22 protein-coding genes and 1 pseudogene are annotated in these 25,670 nt (G+C 56.2%); 17 read left to right on the top strand and 6 right to left on the bottom strand.

Annotation, left to right across the window (positions count from 1 at the left end; all coding sequences use genetic code 11):
- Positions 1-24: 24 nt before the first annotated feature.
- From ACFOFO_RS15220 to ACFOFO_RS15190, 7 genes are all read left to right on the top strand, one after another.
- Positions 25-1,527: an efflux transporter outer membrane subunit gene (locus tag ACFOFO_RS15220; RefSeq protein WP_390324167.1), complete on the top strand. Its 1,503-nt coding sequence runs from the start codon at positions 25-27 to the stop codon at positions 1,525-1,527.
- Positions 1,524-4,028 (top strand): FHA domain-containing protein, encoded by a 2,505-nt coding sequence (locus tag ACFOFO_RS15215; protein WP_390324170.1) that lies wholly within the window; start codon positions 1,524-1,526, stop codon positions 4,026-4,028. Before ACFOFO_RS15220 ends, ACFOFO_RS15215 begins: the two co-directional genes overlap by 4 nt.
- A gap of 15 nt (positions 4,029-4,043) precedes the next feature.
- A complete protein-coding gene (locus ACFOFO_RS15210; RefSeq protein WP_390331921.1) occupies positions 4,044-5,417 on the top strand; it encodes an HlyD family efflux transporter periplasmic adaptor subunit in 1,374 nt (457 codons plus the stop codon).
- A 383-nt stretch (positions 5,418-5,800) separates the two neighbouring features.
- Complete coding sequence (locus ACFOFO_RS15205) at positions 5,801-6,553, top strand: peptidylprolyl isomerase (protein ID WP_390331920.1); 753 nt, start codon at positions 5,801-5,803, stop codon at positions 6,551-6,553.
- A gap of 6 nt (positions 6,554-6,559) precedes the next feature.
- A complete protein-coding gene (locus ACFOFO_RS15200; RefSeq protein WP_390331918.1) occupies positions 6,560-9,631 on the top strand; it encodes a peptidase domain-containing ABC transporter in 3,072 nt (1,023 codons plus the stop codon).
- Positions 9,632-9,658: 27 nt separating this feature from the next.
- On the top strand, positions 9,659-10,960 hold the full coding sequence (locus ACFOFO_RS15195) for a sigma-54 interaction domain-containing protein (RefSeq protein ID WP_390331916.1): 1,302 nt from the start codon (positions 9,659-9,661) through the stop codon (positions 10,958-10,960).
- Between the two features lie 46 nt (positions 10,961-11,006).
- Positions 11,007-12,044 (top strand): patatin-like phospholipase family protein, encoded by a 1,038-nt coding sequence (locus tag ACFOFO_RS15190; RefSeq protein ID WP_390331914.1) that lies wholly within the window; start codon positions 11,007-11,009, stop codon positions 12,042-12,044.
- A 48-nt stretch (positions 12,045-12,092) separates the two neighbouring features.
- On the opposite strand, the gene ACFOFO_RS15185 is transcribed toward ACFOFO_RS15190, so the two are convergent.
- Positions 12,093-12,797 (bottom strand): 3',5'-cyclic-nucleotide phosphodiesterase, encoded by a 705-nt coding sequence (locus ACFOFO_RS15185; protein ID WP_390331912.1) that lies wholly within the window; start codon positions 12,795-12,797, stop codon positions 12,093-12,095.
- 797 nt (positions 12,798-13,594) lie between these two features.
- Here ACFOFO_RS15185 and ACFOFO_RS15180 point away from each other — a divergent pair.
- The 8 genes and pseudogenes from ACFOFO_RS15180 to ACFOFO_RS15145 all read left to right on the top strand — a co-directional run.
- A complete protein-coding gene (locus ACFOFO_RS15180) occupies positions 13,595-13,849 on the top strand; it encodes a hypothetical protein (RefSeq protein ID WP_390324173.1) in 255 nt (84 codons plus the stop codon).
- A 146-nt stretch (positions 13,850-13,995) separates the two neighbouring features.
- A complete protein-coding gene (locus tag ACFOFO_RS15175; RefSeq protein ID WP_390324175.1) occupies positions 13,996-14,250 on the top strand; it encodes a hypothetical protein in 255 nt (84 codons plus the stop codon).
- A 145-nt stretch (positions 14,251-14,395) separates the two neighbouring features.
- Entirely contained in the window at positions 14,396-14,650 is a 255-nt protein-coding gene (locus tag ACFOFO_RS15170; RefSeq protein ID WP_390324177.1) for a hypothetical protein, read from the top strand.
- Positions 14,651-14,767: 117 nt separating this feature from the next.
- Positions 14,768-15,175: a hypothetical protein gene (locus tag ACFOFO_RS15165; RefSeq protein WP_390331910.1), complete on the top strand. Its 408-nt coding sequence runs from the start codon at positions 14,768-14,770 to the stop codon at positions 15,173-15,175.
- Positions 15,123-16,052 carry an adenylate/guanylate cyclase domain-containing protein gene (locus ACFOFO_RS15160; RefSeq protein WP_390331909.1) on the top strand — a complete coding sequence of 310 codons (930 nt, stop codon included), beginning with the start codon at positions 15,123-15,125 and terminating at the stop codon, positions 16,050-16,052. Before ACFOFO_RS15165 ends, ACFOFO_RS15160 begins: the two co-directional genes overlap by 53 nt.
- A gap of 1,067 nt (positions 16,053-17,119) precedes the next feature.
- Positions 17,120-17,374: a hypothetical protein gene (locus ACFOFO_RS15155; protein WP_390324183.1), complete on the top strand. Its 255-nt coding sequence runs from the start codon at positions 17,120-17,122 to the stop codon at positions 17,372-17,374.
- Positions 17,375-17,475: 101 nt separating this feature from the next.
- Positions 17,476-17,757, top strand: a complete 282-nt coding sequence (locus tag ACFOFO_RS15150; protein ID WP_390324184.1) for a hypothetical protein — start codon at positions 17,476-17,478, stop codon at positions 17,755-17,757.
- Between the two features lie 1,144 nt (positions 17,758-18,901).
- Positions 18,902-19,277, top strand: a pseudogene (locus ACFOFO_RS15145) (Tn3 family transposase); the annotation flags it as partial.
- Between the two features lie 20 nt (positions 19,278-19,297).
- On the opposite strand, the gene ACFOFO_RS15140 reads toward ACFOFO_RS15145, so the two are convergent.
- The 4 genes from ACFOFO_RS15140 to ACFOFO_RS15125 all read right to left on the bottom strand — a co-directional run bounded on the left by ACFOFO_RS15140 (position 19,298) and on the right by ACFOFO_RS15125 (position 22,226).
- Complete coding sequence (locus tag ACFOFO_RS15140) at positions 19,298-19,624, bottom strand: hypothetical protein (RefSeq protein WP_390331908.1); 327 nt, start codon at positions 19,622-19,624, stop codon at positions 19,298-19,300.
- A 150-nt stretch (positions 19,625-19,774) separates the two neighbouring features.
- Positions 19,775-19,951, bottom strand: coding sequence for a hypothetical protein (locus tag ACFOFO_RS15135; RefSeq protein WP_390324190.1), 177 nt, complete (start codon positions 19,949-19,951; stop codon positions 19,775-19,777).
- Positions 19,942-20,142 (bottom strand): YbdD/YjiX family protein, encoded by a 201-nt coding sequence (locus ACFOFO_RS15130; protein WP_390324191.1) that lies wholly within the window; start codon positions 20,140-20,142, stop codon positions 19,942-19,944. Before ACFOFO_RS15130 ends, ACFOFO_RS15135 begins: the two co-directional genes overlap by 10 nt.
- Positions 20,143-20,153: 11 nt before the next feature.
- Positions 20,154-22,226 carry a carbon starvation CstA family protein gene (locus ACFOFO_RS15125; RefSeq protein ID WP_390324194.1) on the bottom strand — a complete coding sequence of 691 codons (2,073 nt, stop codon included), beginning with the start codon at positions 22,224-22,226 and terminating at the stop codon, positions 20,154-20,156.
- 194 nt (positions 22,227-22,420) lie between these two features.
- Between ACFOFO_RS15125 and ACFOFO_RS15120 the strand changes: the two genes are divergently transcribed.
- Positions 22,421-23,776 (top strand): cache domain-containing protein, encoded by a 1,356-nt coding sequence (locus ACFOFO_RS15120; RefSeq protein WP_390324196.1) that lies wholly within the window; start codon positions 22,421-22,423, stop codon positions 23,774-23,776.
- A 14-nt stretch (positions 23,777-23,790) separates the two neighbouring features.
- Positions 23,791-24,414 (top strand): response regulator, encoded by a 624-nt coding sequence (locus ACFOFO_RS15115; RefSeq protein ID WP_390324198.1) that lies wholly within the window; start codon positions 23,791-23,793, stop codon positions 24,412-24,414.
- A 408-nt stretch (positions 24,415-24,822) separates the two neighbouring features.
- Here ACFOFO_RS15115 and ACFOFO_RS15110 read toward each other — a convergent pair whose 3' ends face one another.
- Positions 24,823-25,605 carry an IclR family transcriptional regulator domain-containing protein gene (locus tag ACFOFO_RS15110; RefSeq protein WP_390331907.1) on the bottom strand — a complete coding sequence of 261 codons (783 nt, stop codon included), beginning with the start codon at positions 25,603-25,605 and terminating at the stop codon, positions 24,823-24,825.
- Positions 25,606-25,670: the final 65 nt, after the last annotated feature.

Here is a 25,670-nt window from a genome sequence, read left to right as displayed (position 1 = left end):
CTGCATCAATTGCTGGCGACATAAATGCATAAAACTTATTTTTGGGCGGTTCCAAATCGGAGCATGCCACGTGATCTACTTGAGCTTCGTCGGGTTCGTCGCGATTCTCGCTGTCGGCGTTCGCATTCGCTTGTGAGGCATTTTCTTGTTGCCGGTTTTTGCGCAGGTGTTTTATGCGCTTGCGCCGACGTCAATATCCCGGAATATCGCCGTCCCGACAGTCCCGCCAAATCCTCGTGGTCCCGGCCGCCAGAGACCTCGGTCTCGGCATCCGACACGATCACCCCGGATTGGTGGAAAGAATTCCAGAACCCGTATTTGGATACACTCATCAACAAGGCGATCACTGGTAACTTCGACCTAAAGATTCTTGCTGCACGGATCCAGGTTGCCAGCGCACAAATTGGTGAGGCGCGCGCGGGGGCACTGCCGACCCTGGATGCAGGCGCTGGCGCAAGCTTTGAAAAAAGCACCGGTCAGAAGTTCTCAAAACAATTCAATTTGGGTACCCAGGTCAATTGGGACATTGACATTTGGGGCAAAGTTGAAAAAGGCGTTCAGGCACAGACGGCCGAGTACCGCGCCTCAGAGGCAGACTGGCGCGCGGGATATCTGACGCTTGTTTCGGATGTGTCGACGACTTATTTTCAGATTCTTCAGTTTCAGGAACAAATTGATCAGCAACAACAAACCCTGGACAAGAACAAGCAAATATTGGCCATCTATGAGGCCATGGTCCAGAATGGATTGCTGCCCAACACGCGGGTGCTGCAACAACGCGCTGAAATTCATCGACTGACGAACGACCTGCTGGAACTCCATCGATTGCGCGACTTGGCGGACAACGCGCTGGCCACGTTGACCGGCGAATCGGCAGGGACGTTTAAAGTCCCGGCTGCCCACTTGCAGCAAACTGTCCAGCTTCCGACGGTACCCGCCGGTCTGCCATCCCAACTGCTCAAACGCAGACCCGATGTGGTTGCGGCAGAGTATCGGGTCCTGGAGGCATACGAACTAGTAGGACAGGCAAAGCTTGCACAATTGCCCTCGATCAGTTTGACCGGACGGGGCGGGTCTTCCAGTTTTGCCCTCCTCGATTTGCTGAAATCCTTCACATTCGGATTTCTGCCCAGCATCAACTTTCCTATCCTGGATCCGAGCGTCAAGGCTCGCGTAAAGACGAGCGAGGCGCAAACCCAGGTCGCCGAGCAGCAGTATCGACGGACTGTCATTGGCGCTTTTGAAGAAGTGGAGAACGCCCTCGTGAATCTGGATGCCCATAAAAAGCAGAAGATCGAATTGCAGCAGCAAGTCGATCATTTGAAAGTGATTGCCGTTCAGATCGAAGCGCAGCTCAAGGAAGGCGTTGTGTCTCAACTGGAGGTGTTTGAGAATCAGCGCACTCTATTGGCGGCGCAACTTGCATTGTTGGCGAATCACCAGCAGATCCTGTCGGACACGGTCACGCTCTATAAGACGCTGGGCGGAGGCTGGCCGATCGTTGAGGTCAGGAACGCCAGCCAATGAATGGTCAGTCGAAGCATGCTCCTGAAGAAGCACCGATCGCTCATGCCAATCAGCACGCGACAGCAGAGCAGAAGTTCAATACCGTGCTGAAGCCCCTATCCCATCCGGAATTGGGTGATATCCGCATTGATGAGGATTTGTTTGCCATCGGGCGGACCGAAGCGCCGTTCATGTCTTACGCGCCCGAAATAGTTGCCGACTTATCGCGCCGGCACGCAAGAATCTTTTCCGAGTACGGCTCCGTCTATATCGCCGACCTGGACAGCAAGAATGGGACGACCGTGAACGGCGTCAACGTTCGGCAGAAAATCATCCAGTTGCAGCAAGGCGACGAGATCTGCTTCGGACGGGCGCTGTCGTACCAAGTACATCTGAGCGCGTGCGTGCAGACGCCGGGACGCGCCGTGAAACTCGTCAGCCTGACGCTGAGTCCGGAGCGTGGCGAGCTGGGGCTTCAGCCGATTTGCGTGACGCAGTTCCCGTTCTTGATCAGCAAAGCGGACGAGACCTTTTCGCGTTACAAGGACGCGCACCCGCACCAGGTGAACTATATCTCGCGGCGCCATGCCCATATTTTCCTGAAAAGCGGGGTACCTTTCGTCGAGGACCTGGGAAGCACCAACGGCACTTTCGTCGCCGGCAAACGTCTGGACGAGCACGCCGTTGCTTTGACGGACGGAGACTCAATCGCATTCGGTGGGCATTATTTTGTATATAACGTGAGTCTGCAAAAGGAAGAGTCCGAAGTCGATCCGACAGTGACGAAGTTTAGCCCGGCCGCTGCGGAACATACCGGCGATGTGGATAAAACCACGTTTGTGGGAGCCGCAGGCTCGTTCCTTGACATATTCTGTGTCGAGCACGCGCAGCAACAGGACGATGAAGTCAACAACGAGGCGTTGCAACAGGCCGACGATGCCAGGAAAGAAACTGACCAACCCCAGGTGCGAGGAAAATTCGTAATCTTCATCTCAGAACTGACCGAGGCCTTGGCGGGAAGCAACCGCAAGGGCATCCGCCACGCGTTCTGGTGGGGTACCGCGCTGGCAGCGGTGCTTGGAATTGTTGGGTTACTGCTGTATCACAGCGGAGGGTCCGAACGGGAGTTGAAGAACCTGATGGCAAGCGGCGACTATGGTCGGGCGACGACGGCCGCTAACCAGTACCTGGAGCGCGATCCGGACAATGCCGAAGTCAAGGCGCTGAGTACCGAAGCGCTACTCAAAGCGAACGTACCGCAGTGGTTGACCATGTTGAAAGCCCGCGAGTTCGATCGCGCGAGCGCCGCCCTCACCAACATGAAAAAACTCAGCACGCATAATGCGGACGTACAGGCTTTGGTGAGTGAGCTCGAATGGATCGGTAATCTTGAGAGATTCGTGATGGGTCAGGGCGGGGTGGATGCGCCGATTCGAATCTACGCCGATGAGCAAAAGATCAAGGCACTTGTCCAGCGATGGAATGAAGACCCGATGGGACACCAACGGGCGCTCGCCAGAATCTTATCCTATGTCCCGGAATTCAAGGATCCGTACGCCGACGCGCTCAGCCATCTGCGTAAGCTCCAGAGCGATGATTCGGTGTATCTGGCTGCGATCGAGCGCTTGAAGACGGCCATCAGCACCGAGTTGAACGGGGATCACCCTGAAGCGCTGGGGGCGGTCCTGAACGAGTATGCGGAGAAATATCCCCGGATCGGCGGTTTGGAAAACCTGCGCCAGGACTTGCGTCAGTACGTCGAAATCAACAACAGCCTGCGCGCCGGAGAATTGGGCTCACTCATCGTTCTTCTGGCAAATGCCCGGTTCTCAAGCCCGCCGTTTCAGGCCAGGTTTCGGGCGCTGGCATCGAGTAGCCGGCTTCCTCCTGCGGAGGCCGTCGGGCAGTATCAAGCCGTATCGAAGGCCTGGCGGGCCGGGGACACCAAGCAGGCCTTCGCCGGATTGCAAAAGATGGCCGCGGGTCCTTGGGCGGAGGTGGCTTCACGACAGCTGGCGCACAAGACAGCGATTGTCGAACAGTTCTCGGCGCTACAAAAGGCGCGCGGCGCCCAGGGGTACGATGAGCGCCTTCTATCGTTTTACGGATCGCTCGATCCAGACGAAGACGTCTATTTCATCCGGGCTGCCGAGGCCGATATCGGGCTTTATAAGGACAAGGCACTCAAGCGGGCACAGGACCTGTTGAGCCGAGCCCAGGCGCTGTGGCAACAATATAGCGAGCACGGTGCAATTGCAGGGGCGCAGCGGCTCGAGGACCAGATATCCCCCCAATTTCGAGCACAAGCCCGGTTGCTTTCCGAGGCGCACGCAAACGTGCAACAAGGCATGCGGATCTACACACAACTGAAAGCGGACTATCCCGCAGAATGGCGCAAGCTTCAGGATGAGATCAATGCAGAAGCAGAACAGCAGCGCAGGTCCTTGCTGGAATTAAGCACGGTTTTGGAGCCCGGGCTGTTGAAGGCAAAGCTGGCGTTGCTCAGCAGCCAGCCAAAATAAATATTGGAAAATAGAATGAGCAACGACAATCGCCCGAGATCGTTAACTGAGGCACTCGAGGATCACAGCGCCGAAGGCATCGCGATATTGACCGCGGAACCCTGGCGTTTTACCCAGGCCACTGTCATCGCAATGGTCGCGTTGCTGCTGTCCGCTTTGGTCTGGTCGTTTTTTGGGCGCGCTGATGTGATCGTGACGGCGCAGGGTACGCTCTTGCCCGAGTCGGAAGTGCGGCGTTTTTATGCGCCCGTTGACGGCGAATTGGCAAATCTTTACATAGCGGAAGGTCAGCCGGTATCGAAGGGGGACGTGCTGGCCAGGCTTAACGCCAGGGGCGCGATTGAGGCAGCGACCAATGCGCTCGACGCGCAGTTGAAGCTCGAAAATGCCGAGCGGGAATGGCGGGAATTCCCGGAAAAAAAAGCGCTGATTGAGCGCAAGGCAACGACGTTGAAACAGGCGATGGAACTGGAGGAGCATCAGCACCAGAAGCGCGTCGCGGAAGGAACCTCCAAGCTGGGGGAAGGGCAGAGAGCGCAACTACAGGAAGCGCGTACCAATCTTGACGACGCGCAGCGGGCCCGCGCCGCTGCCAAGGAAGAGGCGGACAAATACGCGCGGCTATTTGCACTGCCCGGCGGTGGCGGGGTATCGCAGCTTCAGGTTGAAGGCAAAAAGAATGCCCTCCTGGCGGCCGAAAACGCCATTCGCGTGGCGCAATCAAGACTCGGCGAACTGAGCGCTCGGCAAAGCCTGGAGTCGGGACAGGCCAAGGCGCAACTGGAGACGAGCGGCCAGGAACTCGCCAAACTGCGTCTGCAGTACGAAGCAGCGACGAGGGAGGCCGCCAATGCAGAAGACAAGCTGCGGCTGCAGGTACAGACAGCGCGTCTGGTTTCCGACGCTGCAGCCAGAATCCGGTTTGAAAACATCGACAAGGACAACTTTTTGCTCATCGTCGCGCCGGTAGACGGCGTCATCACGGACGTCACTGCCACGCAACTGGGAGACAAAATTCAGGCCAATACGCCGCTCGGTGGGATTGCGCCGAAAAACGCGCGCCCTATTCTTAAGACCGAGATTGCCGAATATGATCGGGCCTTCTTGCGGGAGGGCCTTCCGGTCAAGCTGAAATTCAATGCGTTTCCCTATCAACGGTATGGCCTAATCAGCGGCACGCTGGAATATATTTCACCGGCTACCAAACCAGCGCCGCAAACTAAACAACCGGTGTACGAGGGGCGCGTGGCGCTTGAGCGGGACCATTACCTGGTCGCAGATAAAAAGTATCCCTTGCGATATGGGATGACGGCAACCGTAGAGATTGTTGTCCGCGAGCGGCGCCTGATCGATCTCGCCCTGGACCCGTTCCGGCAGATTGGAGGTTGACATGCTCCCCTTTCCTGATGCTATGCCGTGAAAACACATACCACTCAGGGCAATCGGTTTCCTTTAAATTCCGCGCAAGCTTAAAAAATTTCTTTAACTGAACGTCATTACGGCCTGGCGGCGTTGCTGCACGGATAAGAACATGGCGGATTGATGCAAATGTTCAACTTTTGTTTTTTTTGCCATCTTGGGCCGCGCGAGCAAGCTATAGATGTCCTGACGGACATGAATTTGGAGCCGACTTGTTTGATTGCAAGGTGCGTCCATTGCAAACGGGTGCACCGTATCCTAGACTCAAAAACAGGGGGCAGCGTTCCCTGATGGGAGACAACCATGCCAGGCAAGGCGAGCCGTTCGTGTCCCAATCTCAAGGAGCAAATGAGATGACTGCGATTGTGCGTATCGATGATGAAGTCATTGGCATGGAGGACTTCGTCAGAACGTTAAAGTTCACGGGACAGTTCGAGAGCCTCATCGAGCAACTCGTAAGAGACAAACTCACGGTCCGCGCGGCGAAGAAACAAGGTATCCCTGTGTCTCCGGAAGAGATACAGGAGCGGGCTGATCAACTTCGCAGGGTCCAGGGCTTGCATAGAGCGACCGACATGAACCGCTACCTCGACACGCTTGGGGTCAGCTTGGACGAATTTGAGTCCTTCATCACTGATAATCTGTATCAAGAGAAGATGATGGAACAGGTCTGCAGCGACAAGGCGGTGGAAGATTACTTCAAATTGAATTCTCCCAAGTTCGATAGTGTCGAGGTGAGCCATATTGTTCTTGATACGGAAGGCAAGGCGAAAGAGGTGATCTCTTACCTCAGGGATGAACCGGACAGCTTTGCGGAAATGGCACGTGAGCATTCGACCGCCGATACGCGAGAGCGGGGAGGCGTCATCGGCAAGGTTCTGCGTGGCTCTCTCAAGACCGATGTCGAAGCTAAGGTATTTAACGCGGCGGTTGGGGACTTGCTCGGGCCATTTTCCTCATCCGACCGTTCTGTTTACGAAATCTTTACGGTAAGCGCAAAACATCCCGCCACGCTGGACGAGGACGCCACGGTTGAGGTGCGGCGCCTGCTGCGCGAGCAATGGCTTTTGGCGAGGGCACAGGAACACATCATCGAGACGCGTTAGATGCCTATGGACGCGTCATCAGAACTGCAATCCCTCGCAGATTTTCTATCGTCTGTGGAGATATTGTCCCCATTCACGCGCGATGAGCTCGAGCGACTGGCTGAGCACACGGAGTCCCGGTTTTTTTCGTTCGGTGAAACCGTGTGTAATGCCGGTGAACCCGCCGACGGCTTGTCTGTGATCAAGTCCGGGTCCGTTCGCATCTTTACGGAAGAGCAGGGCAAAGAAATCAGCATGGGTGTGCGCAAGGTGCGCGAGGTATTTGCCGAGATCGCCATGTTGCGCGAGCATCGGCACGAATCCTCGGTACGCGCCTCAGCGAAGACTGAACTGTTGTTCATACCGCGCACTATCACCGAGCCGATCCTCTCTCGCAACCTTGCAGCACAAGAGTTCGTTGCCAGTTACGTGGCGATCAATTCGGCGGGGGGATTTGTTACCCGTCTATTTGATCTGCACGGCAAGCTAAGCAAGAGTGAGCTTGAGGACGCGGTTCGAAGCGTCGGCGTGAAACGTGTCAGTGCCGGCAAGGAGATTCTGAAACAGGATTCCAAAGACGACCGCAGACTATATGTGGTACGCCAAGGCGAGATCCGCATCGTGCGCCACGATGAAGGGACAGAGTATCCGTTAGCAACGCTGGGGCAGGGTGAAATTTTCGGTGAAAAAGCCTGCGTGATGCGCCAGGAGCAGCTGGCATCGGCGATTGCGAGCACGGATACCAGGCTGCTGGTCATTCCTGAGAAGACCGTTCATTTCATTCTGGAGCGCAACCCGAAGTTGCGCGAAGTATTGGAAGAGCGCATTCGGTTTTCTGAAAGGGAATTGCAGCGCCAAAAGAAGTTGGCGGAAAGACGCAAGCGACCGGTCACGCTCGATCTGCGCTCCAAACCCGAATTCGGCGAGAAGGTCATCAGGCGCTTTGCGCTGGTCGAGCAAGCGGAAGAGATGGACTGCGGTGCCGCCTGTCTGGCAATGCTGTGCCGGCACTATGGCATCCCGATGACGCTGGGCAAGCTGCGGGAATTGGCCAACGTCACGACGGAGGGCGCCACGCTCGATAGTCTGGCACGCGCAGGCGAATCGCTCGGCTTCACCACGCGTGGAATCAAGTGCACTTTTGAGTCGCTGAAGGGCTTCGAGCTGCCCTTTATTGTGCACTGGGAAGGTTACCATTACGTCGTCGTGTACGGCATCTCGAAACGCTGGGTGTGGGTAGCGGATCCGGCGGTCGGTTTCAAAAAAATGAGCGTCGAAGAATTTGAGCGTGGCTGGAGCGGCACCTGCCTGCTCTTCACGTCCAGTCAGGGCATGGTGCAGGCGGCAGTCGCGCGCTCGCCGTGGATCCGATTCGTGGGTTATCTGGAACCCTATAAAAAAATCCTCTTGCACCTGTTCCTGGCGACCTTCGTGATCCAGATGCTAGGGATCGTTCCACCGCTGATTATTCAAAACATCCTGGATGGGGTCATCGTCCATCAAAACATCAGCCTGCTGCACTTGCTCATCATCGGCCTGGTCATTTCCAATCTGTTTAGCCAGATCATGTCGACGATCCGGGCCTACCTGGCGAACTTCATGGTTCGCAACATGGACTTCGCGATGATGTCGCAATTTTTCAGGCATACGCTGTCGCTGCCGTACTCTTTCTTTGCCAAACGTAAGACGGGGGACATCTTTGCGCGCTTCCAGGAAAATCAGACGATACGCGCCTTTCTGACGGAATCCACCGTTACGACGGTGCTCAATTTGTTGATGGTGTTCATCTACTTCTCGGTCATGTTTTTTTATAACGTGAAGATGACGCTGCTACTGATCGCGTTCGTCATCCCCATCATGCTCCTGACCGTGCTGGTCACCCCGAAAATAAAACATTATGCACGCGAAGTTTTTACTACGTCGACTGACGCCAAGGCATTCCTGATGGAAACGCTCGGGGGCGTAGAGACCGTCAAGGGCATGGGGATCGAACGCCCGGTTCGTTTGAAATGGGAAAAGAAATACGCCAAGGCGCTCGAAGTCCAGTATCGGGCGCAGGCATTCCATATTGTGGTCGGACTCGCCAGTCAGCTGCTCAACGCAGCGACCACGATTACCCTCCTTTGGGTGGGCGCGAATCTGGTGCTGACGCGCGAACTGAGCATCGGCCAATTGATCGCATTCAATGCCTTGACGGGCAGTGTGCTGACACCATTGATGGGATTGGTAGGGCTGTGGAACCTCTTGGCCGACGCGGGCGTGGCGATGGAACGCCTCGGTGACGTACTCGACATCGAGCCGGAACAAAAGCCGGAGGACTTGCCGTCGCGGGTGATGCTGCCTGATCTGCAGGGGGCGATCAGTCTGGAAGGCATCTATTTTCGCTACGGCGGCGACGAAACGCCCTATGTTCTTGAAAATATCAGCTTCGACATTAGGCCGGGGGAGTTGGTCGCCATCGTGGGGCGCAGCGGCTCGGGAAAAACGACATTGGCCAAGCTGCTGGTCGGCTTCTATCCACCGACGGAAGGCAAATTGCTCGTCGATGGCTATGACCTGAGTGTCATCGACAAGGGATATTACCGAGCGCAGATCGGTTATGTCATGCAAAGCAATCTGCTTTTCTCCGGGACCATCGCGGAGAACATCGCCAGTGGCGATGACGGTTCGGATCGTCGGCGCATTGAAGACGTAGCGAAGATGGCAGACGCGCATGCATTCATCAGCAAAATGCCGCTGGGTTACGACCAGGTGGTGGGTGAGCGCGGCATCGGCTTGTCCGGCGGCCAGATTCAGCGGCTCTGCATCGCCCGAGCGCTATACCACGACCCGCGCCTGCTGGTCTTCGATGAGGCGACTTCGGCATTGGATACCCAGTCCGAGAGCAACATTCTCGGCAACATGCATGACATTCTCAAGGGGCGTACCGCCGTGATCATCGCCCACAGGCTCAGCACGATCATGCGTGCGGACAAAATCCTCGTGCTGTACGAGGGGGCGATCGTGGAACAGGGGCGGCACGAGGAGCTGGTGGAACGGCAGGGCATGTATTACCAACTGGTCCAGAAGCAACTTAGTGCGTCAACCACCCCGCCATGAACGACGGAGTATCTCAGAGAAAATCAGATGAAAATACTCGACCAAAGCGGACCCGGACGATCCACGATCTCATATGCGGGCCTGCTCGAAAAAATCGAAATTCTGCGCTCGACGCTGCGCTGGTCTTCACGCTTGGAGCGGCCGGACATCGATAAGCTGCTGAGGCAAGCCGGATCCCTGCGTGACGAGGTGATGCAGTTGTCGCACAAAGAGCGATTCGTGCAGGCAGCAGTCGCAGAGCCTGCCGAGCTCGATCAATTGCCGCGCCAACGGCGTCAGGCGCTGATCGATCGCAGCTTCGTTTTTGAAGGGACTTTTGGGGATAACCCGACGCTGCTTGAGGCCCTGGAGATTGCGGAGAAGGCGGCCCCCACCGATCTGCCGGTACTCATAGACGGCGAAAGCGGGACCGGCAAAGAACTGATGGCGAAGGTCATCCATGCCAATGGGACGCGCGCCGATAAACCGTACATCTCCGTCAATTGCGGGGCGATCCCGGACAATTTGCTGGAATCCGAGCTGTTCGGTCACAGGAAAGGCGCCTTCACAGGCGCGTCCAGCGATCGCAAAGGAAAGTTCGAAAGTGCGCACAAGGGCACCATATTTCTCGATGAAATTGGCGAATTGCCGCTGCACGGGCAAGTGAAGTTGCTTCGCGTGCTGGAGTCGCATGAGATTCAACGAGTGGGATCGGATGAAACCATTGCAGTGGACGCCCGTATCGTGGCCGCGACCAACAAAAATCTGCGTCGATTAAGTGAACAGGGCACATTCCGGGAGGACCTGTTTTACCGGCTCAGCGTCATCCATGTGACATTGCCGCCGCTGCGTGAGCGCAAGGACGAGATTCCTTTGCTGTTTGCATTCTTTGGAGACGAGGCTGCGGAAGCCCTGAAAAGGCGTCCGATAAAGATGACGCCGCGCCTGCGCGATTTTCTATTGAATTATTCTTATCCGGGCAATATACGGGAGCTGCGCAATATGATCTACCGCCTCTCCTGCCTGGCCGGGGATACGGCGGATATGGAGCACCTTCCCGAGGATATACGGCCCAGGTCGCCCGCCATGACGGCTGACAGCGCTGCAGGAAACGGCGCTGTCAGCGTGTTGAGCCTTACCGCGCTGGGTGACGCCAAACGCGCCGCCAGCGATGCGGCAGAAAGGGGGTTTCTGGAGCGGGGCCTGCAGGAAGTTGGCGGCACCGTGGCGGAGCTGGCAAGGCGCTGCAACATGAACCGTTCCCATCTGCAAATATTACTGAAGAAGCACGGCATCCATTCGAAAGACTTTCGACACCATGGTGTATCGCAAAACGAGAAAAAGACCTGACATTTTTTAACAAAACCTGCTGGGCCGAATACTGAGGAGGTTTGCGATGGCTACCAAGAACAGGCCGGGCGCACCGAAGCCGATCGCGCTCGCGCTGCAGGGCGGCGGCATGCACGGCGCGTTCGCTTGGGGCGTGCTTGACCGATTGCTGGAGGACGGCCGGCTTGAAATTGAAGGCGTCAGCGCGACCAGCGCAGGTGCAATGAACGCCGCAGTGCTGGCCTACGGGCTGCTAAAGGGAGATGCCGAAAACGCGCGCCAGGCGCTGCACGAGTTCTGGCGCGCTATTGCCCAATCAGCAGAGAGGTACAGCCCCTCCCGCTACATACCATGGATGAGAGGAACCCACACCTTCGGGTTGGACCACTCACCCTTGTACCTGATGGCGGATATCATGCTGCGCATCCTGTCACCGTACCAATTCAATCCCCGCAACATGAATCCGCTGCGCGAGATACTGGAGCAACATGTCGATTTCGCCGAATTGCGCAAACATTGCCCAATCCATCTGTTTCTCTGTGCAACCAATGTCGAGACCAGCAAGATACGCATCTTTTCCGGCCAGGACATGTGTATCGAGGCGGTGCTTGCTTCGGCCTGCCTGCCGACCCTGTTCCAGGCGGTAGAGATCAACGGCGAACATTACTGGGACGGCGGCTATGTCGGCAACCCGGCCATTTTTCCGCTGATCTACAACTGCCGCACACACGATGTGGTGATCGTGCACATCAACCCGATCGTGCGCCCCGGCGTACCGACCACTGCGGCCGAGATCCTCAACCGCATCAATGAAGTGAGCTTCAATTCGTCACTCATGCGTGAGATGCGCGCGATCGCCTTCGTCACCACGCTGATCCAGCAAGGCAAGATCGATCGCAGCGAGATGAAGGAGATGTTGATCCACTCGATTCGGTCCGATCAGATCATGGCCGCGCTCGGTGTGTCGAGCAAGTACAACGGTGACTGGGATTTCCTCTGCTTTCTGCGTGACCAGGGACGGGCCGAGGCCGAGGCGTGGATCGAGGAAAACTACCAGCACATCGGCCAGCGCTCGAGCATCGACATCGATAAGGAATTTCTTTAAGCACGGTGATTGGATGGGGCCGAATGTGCAGTCGGATCAGGCATTTTTTTAAAATTCAAATACCTGGCCATGTTCAAGCATTCTTGGCTGACAGGCATCGACGGCATTGGCGACTTCCGACATGGTGAGCTCCATATCGCCTGGCTTCAAATGGGTGATGAAAATTTCTGCGGGAAGGCGCAGCTTCCTGATCTCCTCGGCAAACAAGCTTGGACACAGGTGCCTGGAGGCCATCGCGATCGCGTAGTCGTGGTTGCTGAATGCAGTCTCGATGATCAGATAACGCAGATTGACGATGCCGTTGACGAATTCCCACAGGGCATCGTTGGGGCCGGTATCGCCCGTGAACACCAGGCTCGCGGCACCACTGTCCAGGCAATAGCCGACGGCCGGTACCAGGTGATTGGCGGCGAGGGCGGTAATTTTTCGTCCTGCCAGCGACACGGTCTCGCCCCGGGTTATCTCGCGATACTGCAGATAGGGCGCCTCAGGTTGCGGCAGTATTGTGAAATCAGGCCAGATGCAGTCGTTGAACAGGTGGGTGCGCAGGGCATCGAGCGTCTCTCCGATAGCGTAAACCATCAATGGTGTGTTACGCCTATGGCCGACCGTATCGACCAGAAAAGGAATGCTGCAAATATGGTCCAGGTGCGAGTGGGTGACGAAGACATGGTCGATCCGTACCATTTCGTCGAGAGTAAGATCACCGACGCCAGTGCCGGCATCGATGAGCACGTCGTCGTCGAGCAGCATGGCGGTTGTGCGCAGGTTCGCGCCGATGCCGCCACTACACCCCAGAATTTTCAGCTTCATATAAAAAATAGTATATAAAAATGCTGTCAAAAAATATGGCTATACGTCGGAGCTTGAGGTTAAAGATGGTCCGCCCCAAGTCTAACAAATCACTTCCTGCTTCCAGTGTATGCGTAATAAAAATCCGCCGTTATAGTTGCGGTGGCTGGAGGCAAGCGTTTGATGCCAAGACTTTCCATGGTGCGCTCAAAATGGCTGTCGCATTCACTAAAAAACTCAATAATTGACTGCGTCCGGTTGTTGACGCCTGGAAGGGGCCAAGACGGCGTTGGTGCACGGATATCTGAGGCATAACGCCTTTTGCCGCTATGTTACTTTTCGCTCACTGCGGACGAATTGGCTGTCCGGCCGCCAACATGCGATTGAGAATGGCCACCCCAATGGCCGCTTCGGTGGTTGATGACGCAGGCGCAGGCGAGGGCCAATGATCATCTTGTGGCACCCCCATCGCAGGGTGACCAGTGCTCTACGGTCAATTTTCTACAATAGCGACTAATGTGTTGGGTTCTATCTGACAGCTGCCATGAAATGTGTTTGGCAGCTTCAAACACTTGACCTGCGGCACATCTCAAAAAGCCTCGAGAATGTTCGGCTTAAATCTAAATATTCTTATGTTTTTCAAGTACTTACGTATATTCGCGCGGTGCATGGCTTGGGCTGGCACGCCCTATGCTCTATGTCTATCGAGCGCAACGAAATGCTCATCCAACCGGAACCAAACCTTTAGGAGAACTACCATGAAATCGACTCTGATGATCAAAGACCTGTCCCTCGACAAAGAACTCGACGGCCGTGAAATGTCTGCCGTACGCGGCGGTTTTAACGCCACCAGTATCGGCAGCTTCAACCAGGCTGCTATTCAAGGTGGCGGGTTTGCCAGCCCGAACACGCAAGTCGGCGTGTTTACCCCGGTCGTGACCAATACCGACGTCAATGTGGCCAGCCTCACCAATGTTCTCGGCAATATGAATGCACGGCTGGCCCAGATTTAATGGGCCATGAGAGCCGCACTTACAGGGAATCGTCCAATCCTCTGCTGTGCGGCTCTCCACTTTACCGTTCTTGGCAATTATTGAAATACAACCTGGGTGCAATTGCAACGACATGCGCACCTAACCAAACTTTTAGGAGAACTACCATGAAATCGACTCTGATGATCAAAGACCTGTCCCTCGACAAAGAACTCGACGGCCGTGAAATGTCTGCCGTACGCGGCGGTTATAACGTCACCAGTATTGGCAGCTTCAACCAGGCCGCTATTCAAGGCGGCGGGTTTGCCAGCCCGAACACGCAAGTCGGCGTGTTTGCGCCGGTCGTGACCAATACCGACGTCAATGTGGCCAGCCTCACCAATGTTCTTGGCAATATGCATGCAGGGGTGGCCCAGATTTAAAGGGCCACGAGAGCCGCCCTTACAGGGGATATTCCAATCCTCTGCCGTGCGGCTCTCTGCTTTGCCATTCTTGGCAATTTTTGAAATACAACTGGGTGCAATTGCAACGACATGCGCACCCAACCAAACCTTTAGGAGAATTGAAATGAAATCGACTCTGATGATCAAAGACCTGTCCCTCGACAAGGAACTCGACGGCCGTGAAATGTCTGCCGTACGCGGCGGTTTTAACGCCACTAATATCGGCAGCTTCAACCAGGCCGCTATTCAAGGCGGCGGGTTTGCCAGCCCGAACACGCAAGTCGGCGTGTTTGCGCCGGTCGTGACCAATACCGACGTCAATTTGACCAGCCTCACCAATGTTCTTGGCAATATGAATGCAAGGGTGGCCCAGATTTAAAGGGCCGTGAGAGCCGCCCTTGCAGGGGATATAGTCCAATCCTCTGCCGTGCGGCTCTCCTTCTAAGTTCCCTCAGCACGGCATAATCGAAGTCCACCAGATATGGAACGCATTGGTATGGCCGATGCGCTACTCGATTCGGAGGCGCTCACCTTTATCGCCGATGGTCTGAAAGGCGCCAACGATATGGTGTGTGCCCGGCAGCTCTACGACGCAGCCAGCCGGGTTGAGCGCGCCTCCCACCTCAAGCGCGCATCGGCGCTGGCCCGGGAATTGGAAATCTCGATCGAGGAATTCTCGCGGCTCTCGCGCAGATGGTCGCCTGATTCTGAAAAGTCCCACACGGGGTCCCGCAAAAACGACAAGGACCTGGATTTCAGGTCCTATGCCAATGAAGTATGGCGCGCCCGGTGGGATTCGAACACCACGGCCTTCGAAATCCCGGCTGTCAAACGCGGTTATAATCCTCTGCATGTCCGATTCGATCGCGCAGACTCAGCCACTCAGGCACGCTACCGCAGCTGAGGTTGCGGTCCTGTTCGCCGACATCGCCGGCAGCACCAGGCTGTATCAGACGCTTGGAGATGCGCAGGCCAAGGCGATGATCGACGAGTGCCTCCGCACCATGCGCACAGTAATCGCACGCCACGGTGGACGTGTCATCAAGACCATCGGCGACGAGATCATGTGCGTCTTTCCCGACGCCGATCGCGGTCATCTGGCAGCTACCCACATGCAATTGAAGGTCGCCGCTCTGCCCATCGTGTCTGGCGTCAAGCGCGCGATCCGGATCGGATTTCACGCCGGCGCCGTGATTGAGGTGCGCGGCGACGTGTTTGGCGACACGGTCAATACCGCCGCGCGCATGTCGGACCTGGCAAAAGGTAATCAGATTATCACTACGCTATCCACCGTGGAGCGCCTGTCGCCGATGCTGCGCGAATCGACCCGGCGCATCGCCGCGCTCGCGATCAAAGGCAAGGTCGACGACATCGACGTTTGTGAAGTCATCTGGCAGGGCGGGGATGACCTGACGATGGTGACGTTGTCGAGTGACGAGGGCGAGTCCGCGGCGCAGATCGAGCTGCATCTCACTCATGGAGCGCAGAACCTGGTGCTCGACCATGCTGGCGCCAGCATCGTACTCGGGCGCGACGCGAGTTGCCAGATCGTAATCGCCGACCGCAAGGCGTCGCGCCTTCACGCGCGCATCGAGCGCCGCCGCGACAAGTTCTTTCTGGTCGATCAGAGCACCAACGGGACTTTTATCAGCTTCGCCGGCGAAGCTGAAATCGGCCTGCGGCGAGAGGAGGTCATGCTGCGCGGCCAGGGGCGCATTGTGTTCGGTCACAGCCTCGGCGAATCCGGCGACGAAACCGTAGAGTTTACCGTGCGCGGATGATGCAATGGCGCGCATCGCGCCTGTCCCCCGGGCCGCTGTTGCTCGACTCTGTTTCACGACACTGTCTAGACCCCCAGGTGCACACATTTGCGGTGGCGGTCATGATAGCAAACAGATCGGCTACGTCAGGGTATCGAGTAGGGATCAGAACACGGAGCGCTAGCTCGACTGCATCACGGTCGCGCGCATCGGCATGGGGCACGGCAAGGCGCTGATCGCCCGCGGCATGGGCATCCGCCGCAAGACGCGATACAACTACCTGGACCGACTGCCATAACACAAATGCTGGCCCGACATACCAGTCACGCCACAACCAATGCTGCCTATTTTGGCTATTTTTCTCAACCATTCGGAAAGGTAAAAATGGCCAAATTGCAACTCATTTACCTATGACGGGACAGCGCCAGCAGCATAGCTTTAGCACGAGGTTTTCCGCGAGAGACAGGGATCAGGGATTTTGACGGATTGCGTGCATATTTGCCGATTGAGATCAGTTCGATTTAAAAATTAAGCGTGCTGTTCGGCGGTATGACGCCAGCGGCATCGCGTTCGCCGTAGGCGGTTTTCGGGGCGGACAAACCGGTTTGCCCTTTCCATCGACCTTCAGCTTTTGAACGCCTTCAGGGTTGACGCCAATGCGAGATTGACCCAGAGGCTGCACTGCCCCATCTCCAATCTCCGTATTTCCGCACGTGCCAATGGCTTGCAAAACCTGTGGTTGGGTCCACGAAATCCCGGCAGGTGGATCAATATCCGCCCGGCGTCAACACCACTCGGGGTCAAAAGGGCCTGTTGAGCTGCGAACCGGCGCAAACAAACCAATACTAATGTGTTGGGTTCTATCTGGTAGTTGCCTTGAAATGTGTTTGGCAACTCCAGACACTTGACCTGCAGCACCTCAAAAAGCATCGAGAAACGTTCGGTCGAAATCTAAATATTCTTATATTTTTCAAGTACTTACGTTTATTCTCGCAGTGCATGGCTTGGGCTGGCACGCCCTATGCTCTATGTCTATCGAGCGCAACGAAATGCTCATCCAGCCCAACCAAACCTTTAGGAGAACTACCATGAAATCGACTCTGATGATCAAAGACCTGTCCCTCGACAAGGAACTCGACGGCCGTGAAATGTCTGCCGTACGCGGTGGCTATAACGCCACTAATATCGGCAGCTTCAACCAGGCTGCAATTCAAAGGGGTGGGTTTGCCAGCCCGAACACGCAAGTTGGCGTGTTTACGCCGGTCGTGACCAATACCGACGTCAATTTGACCAGCCTCACCAATGTTCTTGGCAATATGCATGCAGGGGTGGCCCAGATTTAAAGGGCTACGAGAGCCGCCCTTACAGGGGATATTCCAATCCTCTGCCGTGCGGCTCTCCGCTTTGCTGTTCTTGGCAATTTTGGCAATTTTGGAGATACAACATGAGTGCAATTACGATCAATGACCTCCCCACAAACCGCGCGTTGGACCGCAAAGCGATGTCGTCCATCAGAGGCGCCGACGGTGCCCCGTGGGTCTATGGATGGATCAGCCCTTTCTCTCCTGCAACCACTAGCCTCGTTCCGGTCGTCAACTTCTACCAGGTCAACAACAGCTTCAATATCGAAAAGATGATTAATCAGTCCCAGACAGTCAACATCAACAATTCGGGGGCCAATTCGAATATTAACGCGGTCCTTCTAAGTTCCCTCAGCTCGTCATAATCGAAGTCCGCCAGATGGAACGCATTGGTATGGCCGATGCGCTACTTGGGGCCGGTATTCAGCCGGCGGAATACGGGTGCGTCGCGCGCATGGGGGCTTGGTTTAGCCGGTTCAATCATGAGCGGGCTGATTTTGGGGCTTCATGCCCTGCTTTGGGTAAAAATGGCCGTTCGGTGCGAACCAGTTCATTGATCCACTTGCATAACCGTGCGGTGCTGCCGGCGTGACCGTCGCCCGGTATCGTCACCTTGGCCGTGGTCGATGGCGTGGCTGTGGCCTTGTGTTGACCTTACCCGCGCCGATATTGGCGTAGGGTCTGTCTTCCCGGACAGCATTCGTCCGATGGGCCAAGCCGCTGGCCGATCTGATCGGTAAGGACAGCTGAAATAACTCCGCCAGTAGTGCGTGATTTTAGCGTACCAAGAAAGGTAACGCCGACTCCATCGCGGATACAACCATGCCCCCCATCAGCAGCGCTGATGCGCACCGTGTCATCAGCTGGGTTCAGGCCGCGTTCCTGGCCAGACTCAAGGGGGCTGCCGATCTGGGAACGTAAAGTCATATTCCGGGGGAATCATACTCGTCGACTTGCTGCTTTCGCTGCTGGCGTCCGCCCAACATTTGACGCCTAGTATGTTCAGTTCTGGCAGGTTTGCATGCGAGTTAAGGGCAAATTTCTACGACAGCGGCTAATGTGTTGCGTTCTATCTGACAGTTGCCATGAAATGTGTTTGGCAACTCCAGACACTTGATCTACTGCACCTCAAAAAGCCTCGAAAATCGTTCGACTGCAATCTAAATATTCTTATATTTTTCAAGCACTTACGTTAATTTTCTGAGTGTATGACTTGGGTTGGCACGCGCGATCCGGCGACCAGCAACGTCAGCTATGATTCCCCCTTCACTCCCATCCCCCACTAACAGTGAGTGAGTTCGGGAGGTATCTAGGTGGTGTGAGAAAGGCTGAAGCGATCGAATGTCGCTTCAGCCTTTCTTAGCAAGAGCAGTAACGCGTTACCCGGAAATTCTGCCGCCTCTACCGGCGTAGGGGCGGCGGCGAAACCGTAAGATCTCCGGCAGAATTGCGGAGCGATGTTGTTGCTTTACGTCAAACACCGGTGTTTCGAATATGGAGGTCGACGCGGCATCCCGCGCCCTCCGGAGCCTTAGCCGGGCATATCCGCGCCAGAACGGCCTAGCCATCGCCCTGCAAGAACTGGGGCGCGTCGAGCGGACGTTGTTCATCCTGGATTGGTTGCAAAGCGTCGAGCCACGTTCACGCCGGGTTGAACAAGGGTGAGGAGCGCAACGCGCTGGCTAGGGCGGTGTTCTTTTACCGGCTGGGCGAAATTCGGGATCGCAGCTTTGAGCAACAGCGCTATCGGGCCAGCGGTCTCAATCTGGTCACGACGGCCATCGTTCTCGGGAACACAGTGTACCTGGAGCGTGCCACGAATGCCCTGCGCGGTCATGGCCGCCCGGTGGACGACGCCCTGTTGCGATACCTATCGCCGTTGGGCTGAAGCCGACGATCGCTCGGTCACGCTGTATCAACACTTCCCAGTCGTTTCGCAAACGCGGCACGAAGCGCGGCGAAGCAATCGCTTATATCAACCGTCAGTGACGCTTCTTGCGGTGCTTGCTCGGCGTCCAAGGTTAAATAATGCACGCATGTCATGCATGCTGACGCCGCAACGGTCAGATAAAGGCAGCACTTTTTTAAAATGCGCCAAGCACCTGCTGCCAAAACTGACGAAACCGTCGTTTCGGCATTTCCGGCAGCACTTGTCCGGGGCATTGGTGAAAATTCACTCAATGGTTTCGGCAGAATGCACGCATCGTCGCTCATCCGATTTGCCAGCATCATATGCGGCCATGCTGACCCCCGGACTGACTCTGCGTTTCGAGCCAAAGCTGAATATCGCTGTCGATTGCCATAGTGCGCCACCTCCGGTGAACCGTATAACCGGCATACCCTAACAAAGCACCGTCACGGCATGCCAGCGTTGCGCTCTGGTTAGTGCTGATAGACGCCCGAATGTTTGTCGCTGCCGCTCTGGTTCACGTTGGCGATAAAGCCATGGCCGCCCTGCGTGACAAATGAGGTGTTGTGCAGCACGTAACTGGTGCCGATTCCAGACTGGGAGTGAGCTATCAGCTCACTCCAGATCGGGTGTGTTATCTTTAACAGCAACGGCCGACCTTACCATTAGCGCCGTAGCGCGCCTCTTGCCTCTCGCGGAAAAACTCCTCATACGACATCATCGGCTCGTCAGGATGTGTCTCTTCCATATGCGTGACGTAGGTGCTGTACTCGGGCATGCCGACCATTAGTCGCATGGATTGCCCAAGATAGCGCCCCGCCTTGGCAATTTCATCCAGCATGAGCGAGCGCATCAGGCTTGGGGCACTACGCGGGCCGGCAATGCCTCGAATAGCGTCTCTTTGGCGCTGGACTTGTGTGCGGCACGTGCTACGAGTACCGTTCTGATGCCGAACACAAGCATGCTGAGCAACACCAGAATGAAGAAGCCGGCCAACGCTGCATCCAGATAATCGTTGAAAATTACTTGCTGCATTTGCTCGATCGATTTGGCCGGTGCCAGCAGTTTGCCCTCGGCGAGTGCCGTCTTGAACTTGCTGGCGTGCGCCAGGAAGCCGACGCGTGGATTGGCATCAAACATCTTTTGCCAGCCGGCGGTTAGCGTACAGATCAAGATCCATATGGTTGGCAGGATGGTGACCCAGGCGAAACGGTCGCGCTTCATCTTGAACAATACGCAGGTACCGAGAATCAATGCGATACCGGCCAGCATCTGGTTGGAAATGCCGAACAGCGGCCACAAGGTATTGATCCCGCCCAGTGGATCGACCACGCCCTGGTACAGGAAATAGCCCCAGGCGGCAACGCATAGTGCGGTCGCAGTCAGGCTCGCCACCATCGAATCGGTACGCTTCATCGATGGCGCGAAGGTGCCGAGCAAATCCTGCAACATGAAGCGCCCGGCCCGGGTGCCCGCATCAACCGCTGTCAGAATGAAAAGCGCCTCGAACAGAATCGCGAAGTGGTACCAGAACGCCATCATCATTTTGCCGCCGGTGAAGCCGGACAGGATATGCGCCATCCCTACTGCTAAGGTCGGTGCGCCACCGGCGCGGGAGATGATCGAATTCTCGCCCACATCCAGCGCGGTCTGCGTCAACATGTCAGGCGTGACATAAAAACCCCAGTGCGAAATCGCCTGCGCAGCCGATTCTGCCGTGCTGCCGATCAATGCGGCCGGACTGTTCATCGCGAAATACACTCCAGGCTCGATGGTGGAAGCGGCAACTAGGGCCATCATCGCAACAAACGATTCCATCAACATCGCGCCGTAACCGATGAAGCGCGCATGGCTTTCGTTTTCCAGCATCTTGGGCGTGGTGCCGGATGCAATTAGAGCATGGAAACCGGACACTGCGCCGCACGCGATTGTGATAAAGAGGAACGGGAACAGGTTACCGGACCAAACCGGACCGGAGCCATCCACAAACTGCGTGAATGCCGGCATCTTCAGGTGTGGCGAAACGAATATGATGCCGATCGCGAGACCGACAATAGTGCCGATTTTCAGAAAAGTGGACAGATAATCGCGCGGTGCCAGCAGCAGCCAGACCGGCAACACGGAAGCGACGAAGCCATAACCGATGAGCATCCATGTCAATTCTTTGCCGCTAAAGGTGAACATGGCGGCCAGCACGGGAATTTCCTGCACGTATTGCCCGCCAAAAATCGCCAGCATCAGCAACACAAAGCCAATCAGCGACACTTCACCAATACGGCCTACACGGATATAACGGGTGTACACGCCCATGAACAGCGCGATCGGGATCGTGGCAATCACGGTAAAACTTCCCCACGGCGAGTTGGTCAATGCTTTGACCACGATCAGCGCCAGCACCGCCAAAATGATAACCATGATCATGAAGGTGCCGACTAAGGCGATCACGCCCGGAACTTGTCCCAATTCGGATTTAATCAGGTCGCCCAGCGAGCGGCCGTCGCGCCGCATGGAAATAAATAGCACGATGAAATCCTGCACCGCGCCGGCAAACACGACCCCGGCCAAAATCCACAGCATGCCAGGCATATAACCCATCTGGGCCGCCAGTACCGGGCCGACCAAGGGGCCGGCCCCGGCTATCGCGGCAAAATGATGGCCGAACAACACGTATTTATTGGTCGGCACAAAATCCAGGCCGTCGTTGAACTTGCGCGCAGGCGTCATGCGCTTGGCATCCAGCCCCAAAACGCGGTCAGCGATAAACAGGCTGTAAAAGCGGTACGCGATCATGTAAACGCAGACGGATGCGATGACGATCCAGATGGCGCTGATGGACTCGCCGTGATGCAATGCGATCAGGCCAAATGCGAATGCGCCGACGATGGCGAGCGCGCACCAGCCAAGTTTACTAACAAGATGATTCATTGTCTTCCTCCAAAGGGGGTGAAATTATTGTTTTGCCGAAACAGAATCGCACTTCAAAAGGAGTTTTTTTGTGCGCTCTGCGGCTTGTTGCGTAGTATTTGGCATAAGGTTTTCGCTCGCAAGCGCGAAACTACGTAAAAAGCATGCGTAGTACTACGCATAAATCCGGATCGAATTAGCGGTACAGTAGCGCCATGAAATTACGACAAAAAATCATATTGCTTGCCATTACACCGCTTATTCTGGCTCTGTGCGCGATCGCACTTGCAGTGCGTCATCAGGCAACATCATTGGGACAGCAGCAGCGCGCCTCGATCCAGACAGCGTATCTGGCGAGCAAAAAAGCTGAACTGACGCACTATGTCACCCTGGCGACACGTTCAATTGCGCAGCTGTACGAGTCAGGCCGGACCGATGCCGCTACGCTGGACCAGGCCAAAGCCATTCTGGCAAAGCTCGATTACGGCGATGACGGCTATTTCTTCGTCTACGATCAGCAAGGCAAAAACATCATGCATCCCCGCCAGCCAGAGTTGGTCGGCCAGAACTTATGGAATATGAAAGATGCCGATGGCAGCCTGACGATCCAGAATCTGATCAGCCGAGCCAATGAAGGCGGTGGTTTCGTCCGCTATCAGTGGGTAAAACCGTCCAGCCACAATACGGCTCCCAAACTCGGATATGTGGTTGCTCTACCGAATTGGGGCTGGGTACTGGGCACCGGCATTTATCTGGACGATGTGAATGACGCGCTGGCTAAAATCGATGCGCAAATCTCGGGCAATATCGAAAGCACGATGCTCTGGATTGCCGCGATTGCAATCTTGAGCGCAGTCGCGGTGGCGCTGTCAGGCTTGGTGTTGAATATCAGCGAGCATCGCGTGACCGATGCCAAGCTCAAGGTACTGGCGCAACGCGTCGTGCTTTCGCAAGAGGAAGAGCGCGCCAGATTGTCGCGTGATTTGCATGACGGCATCAGCCAATGGCTGGTTTCGATCAAATTACAAATCGAAGCCGGCATCATCAAGCTGGCGGGAACGCCCGAACAGTCCGCTTCGGCGCGGTCCACGTTCGAGCGCACGGCAGCACAACTGAATGACGTCTTGGGTGAAGTCCGCCGGATTTCGCATGACCTGCGCCCCGCGATCCTGGACGACCTCGGTTTGGCGGCAGCGCTGGAGCATCTGGCGCATGAATTCATGGCGCATACCGCTACGCCGACCGACTTCAATGCGGTCGGCACGGCGGATGGCTTGCCCGATGTCGTCAATACGGTGCTGTTTCGGGTCGCCCAGGAAGCGCTGACCAATATCGAGCGCCACGCTGGCGCCCGCCAGATATCGATGCGGCTGGAAGGCAATTCGCGCTGCGTCACGCTCACCGTCTGCGACGACGGCGTCGGTTTCGACGTTGATCATATTGATGGACACCCGAAACGCGGCATCGGTTTGCGCAACATGACAGAGCGACTGGAAGCTGTCGACGGAAAATTGAGTCTCACCTCGTCGTCCAACGGCACCACGGTGCTCGCCGCCGTGCTGCGACACTGACCTTCTACCATCCCATGCTCATCAAACCATTGATCAAAATCCTGCTTGTCGACGACCACCCCCTGGTGCGCGATGGTTTGCGCGCCCGGCTGGAGGCGGTTCCTGCTGTCCAGGTGGTCGCCGAGGCTGGCGGTGCAGAAGACGCGCTGCGTCACGCGCAAAACATGGAAATTGATCTGGTGCTGATGGATATCAATATGCGCGGCACCAACGGCATCGAGTTGACCGCGCAGTTTCATGCGATGTTCCCGGAGATAGTCGTGCTGATATTAAGCATGCACGACAAGGCAGAATACGTGATGCAAGCAATGCAAGCCGGTGCGCGCGGCTATGTATTGAAAGACGCGCCTGGACAGGATATCGTGTTCGCGATCGAAACCGTCATTTCAGGTGGCATCTATTACAGCGCAGCCCTGGCCAAGCAGCTGTCGCGACCGATGATGCCGGGGCTGTTATTGACCGCGCGCGAACGACAAATACTGCAGCAAATTGCCGAGGGAAAATCGAACAAGCAAATCGCCCGCGCGCTGGAACTGAGTGTGCGAACGGTTGAAACCCACCGCTTGAACATCAAGCGCAAGCTCAACATCGATGGCCAGGCCGAACTGATCAAATTTGCCGTGCAGCAAATTTATTAGTGCCTCCACGGCGACATCAGGCTAGCGCGTCTGGCATGTGGCGGGCTGAATAGTTGAATTTACACCGCACCATGCGGTTCTGATAATCATATAGCCGACCTCCTATACGTCAAGTCGGTGCAACCTTGACTCCTACACTGGCCGCTTTTGCGCGGCCGGGAGGGAGGCCGGCTGTATGATTATCAGAACTCTTTTCTCGAGCTAGTCATACAATGGCGTGCCCCTCATCGCCAACGCCATCAAGCGTTCTATTAGCACCAAGCCGGACGCGATCCGAAATGCCATCCTCAACGTAAAGGGCTATAAAGGCGTCGGGTCCATACATGCACCAAAAGTACGATAACCGATCTCAGCCGGGGCGATTCGGTGACGAGCATTTCACCGGCGTTCAACGACGTCCGGCTCCCATCACACCCATAACATCAGCGTATTAGCGGTAGCCTGTAGCGCGGGGACGCAGCGCGCTGTCGCTTCGGCTTTTGAGCAGGTCGATATCATCATTGACACGCTTAGAGCGCCGACCAGCGCGCCGCGCCGGCTCTTGATCGGGACGGAAATGCCGCGCAGACCTATTTCATACTGGTTTTCGGTCACGCCGAATCCAGCTTCCCGGATCTCGACCAACTCGCGGAACAATTGCTCCTTGTCCACCACTGTCAAGTGGGTGTAGGCGATCAGGTCGATCCGCTCCAGATAGGCTCTTAACTCGTTATCCGGCAGGGCCGACAGCAGCACCCGGCCGGCGGTCGAGGTATAGGCCGGCAAGCGCGTGCCAGGCTCGAAGCCGGTAGTCAGCAGGCGTGGCGCATTGACGCGGCTGACATACACCACCTCGTCGCCGTCCAGCACGGAATAGTTGGTCGATTCCTGCAACTGCAGGGTCAGGCGCTGCAGGAAGGGCACGATCGCGCGTGGCAGACGCGCCGAATCCAGATACGAACGCCCCAGATTGAGTACTTTGGGCGTCAGCCAGAAGCTGCGGCCGTCGGTTGCCGCCAGGCCGATATGCACCAGTGTCAGCAAATAACGGCGCGCCGCGCTGCGGCTAAGGTCCACTTTTTCGGCCAGCTCGCTCGCGGTCAGGCGCGCGGTGTCGTCGTTGAAGGCCGTGATCACGTCGATGCCCTTGATCAAGCCGTCGATCAGATCGCGTTTGGCGACTTCCACTTCCAGCAATTCCGGTTTTTTCATTTGCAGATAATCCCGATTTTGTGCGCTAATCGCGCCGAATGAGCGATTGTCGCAGTATTCCCGGT

This window comes from Pseudundibacterium arcticum, assembly GCF_042646465.1.
GTDB classification, from domain to species: Bacteria; Pseudomonadota; Gammaproteobacteria; order Burkholderiales; family Burkholderiaceae_D; genus Undibacterium_A; species Undibacterium_A arcticum.
Note: the sequence above shows the minus strand (reverse complement) of the source record. Positions and strands in the feature narration are given on the sequence as shown.

What these genes read in the sequence shown, in the direction of transcription:
- ACFOFO_RS15180 (WP_390324173.1), top strand. Translation starts at nt 13,595, where the DNA reads ATGAAATCGACTCTGATGATCAAAGACCTGTCCCTCGACAAAGAACTC.
- ACFOFO_RS15220 (WP_390324167.1), top strand. Translation starts at nt 25, where the DNA reads ATGCATAAAACTTATTTTTGGGCGGTTCCAAATCGGAGCATGCCACGT.
- ACFOFO_RS15125 (WP_390324194.1), bottom strand. Translation starts at nt 22,226, where the DNA reads ATGAATCATCTTGTTAGTAAACTTGGCTGGTGCGCGCTCGCCATCGTC.
- ACFOFO_RS15160 (WP_390331909.1), top strand. Translation starts at nt 15,123, where the DNA reads ATGTCCGATTCGATCGCGCAGACTCAGCCACTCAGGCACGCTACCGCA.
- ACFOFO_RS15130 (WP_390324191.1), bottom strand. Translation starts at nt 20,142, where the DNA reads ATGCTGGATGAAATTGCCAAGGCGGGGCGCTATCTTGGGCAATCCATG.
- ACFOFO_RS15150 (WP_390324184.1), top strand. Translation starts at nt 17,476, where the DNA reads ATGAGTGCAATTACGATCAATGACCTCCCCACAAACCGCGCGTTGGAC.
- ACFOFO_RS15140 (WP_390331908.1), bottom strand. Translation starts at nt 19,624, where the DNA reads ATGATGCTGGCAAATCGGATGAGCGACGATGCGTGCATTCTGCCGAAA.
- ACFOFO_RS15115 (WP_390324198.1), top strand. Translation starts at nt 23,791, where the DNA reads ATGCTCATCAAACCATTGATCAAAATCCTGCTTGTCGACGACCACCCC.
- ACFOFO_RS15120 (WP_390324196.1), top strand. Translation starts at nt 22,421, where the DNA reads ATGAAATTACGACAAAAAATCATATTGCTTGCCATTACACCGCTTATT.
- ACFOFO_RS15190 (WP_390331914.1), top strand. Translation starts at nt 11,007, where the DNA reads ATGGCTACCAAGAACAGGCCGGGCGCACCGAAGCCGATCGCGCTCGCG.
- ACFOFO_RS15200 (WP_390331918.1), top strand. Translation starts at nt 6,560, where the DNA reads ATGGACGCGTCATCAGAACTGCAATCCCTCGCAGATTTTCTATCGTCT.
- ACFOFO_RS15215 (WP_390324170.1), top strand. Translation starts at nt 1,524, where the DNA reads ATGAATGGTCAGTCGAAGCATGCTCCTGAAGAAGCACCGATCGCTCAT.
- ACFOFO_RS15175 (WP_390324175.1), top strand. Translation starts at nt 13,996, where the DNA reads ATGAAATCGACTCTGATGATCAAAGACCTGTCCCTCGACAAAGAACTC.
- ACFOFO_RS15155 (WP_390324183.1), top strand. Translation starts at nt 17,120, where the DNA reads ATGAAATCGACTCTGATGATCAAAGACCTGTCCCTCGACAAGGAACTC.
- ACFOFO_RS15195 (WP_390331916.1), top strand. Translation starts at nt 9,659, where the DNA reads ATGAAAATACTCGACCAAAGCGGACCCGGACGATCCACGATCTCATAT.
- ACFOFO_RS15185 (WP_390331912.1), bottom strand. Translation starts at nt 12,797, where the DNA reads ATGCTGCTCGACGACGACGTGCTCATCGATGCCGGCACTGGCGTCGGT.
- ACFOFO_RS15165 (WP_390331910.1), top strand. Translation starts at nt 14,768, where the DNA reads ATGGCCGATGCGCTACTCGATTCGGAGGCGCTCACCTTTATCGCCGAT.
- ACFOFO_RS15170 (WP_390324177.1), top strand. Translation starts at nt 14,396, where the DNA reads ATGAAATCGACTCTGATGATCAAAGACCTGTCCCTCGACAAGGAACTC.
- ACFOFO_RS15205 (WP_390331920.1), top strand. Translation starts at nt 5,801, where the DNA reads ATGACTGCGATTGTGCGTATCGATGATGAAGTCATTGGCATGGAGGAC.
- ACFOFO_RS15110 (WP_390331907.1), bottom strand. Translation starts at nt 25,605, where the DNA reads ATGAAAAAACCGGAATTGCTGGAAGTGGAAGTCGCCAAACGCGATCTG.
- ACFOFO_RS15210 (WP_390331921.1), top strand. Translation starts at nt 4,044, where the DNA reads ATGAGCAACGACAATCGCCCGAGATCGTTAACTGAGGCACTCGAGGAT.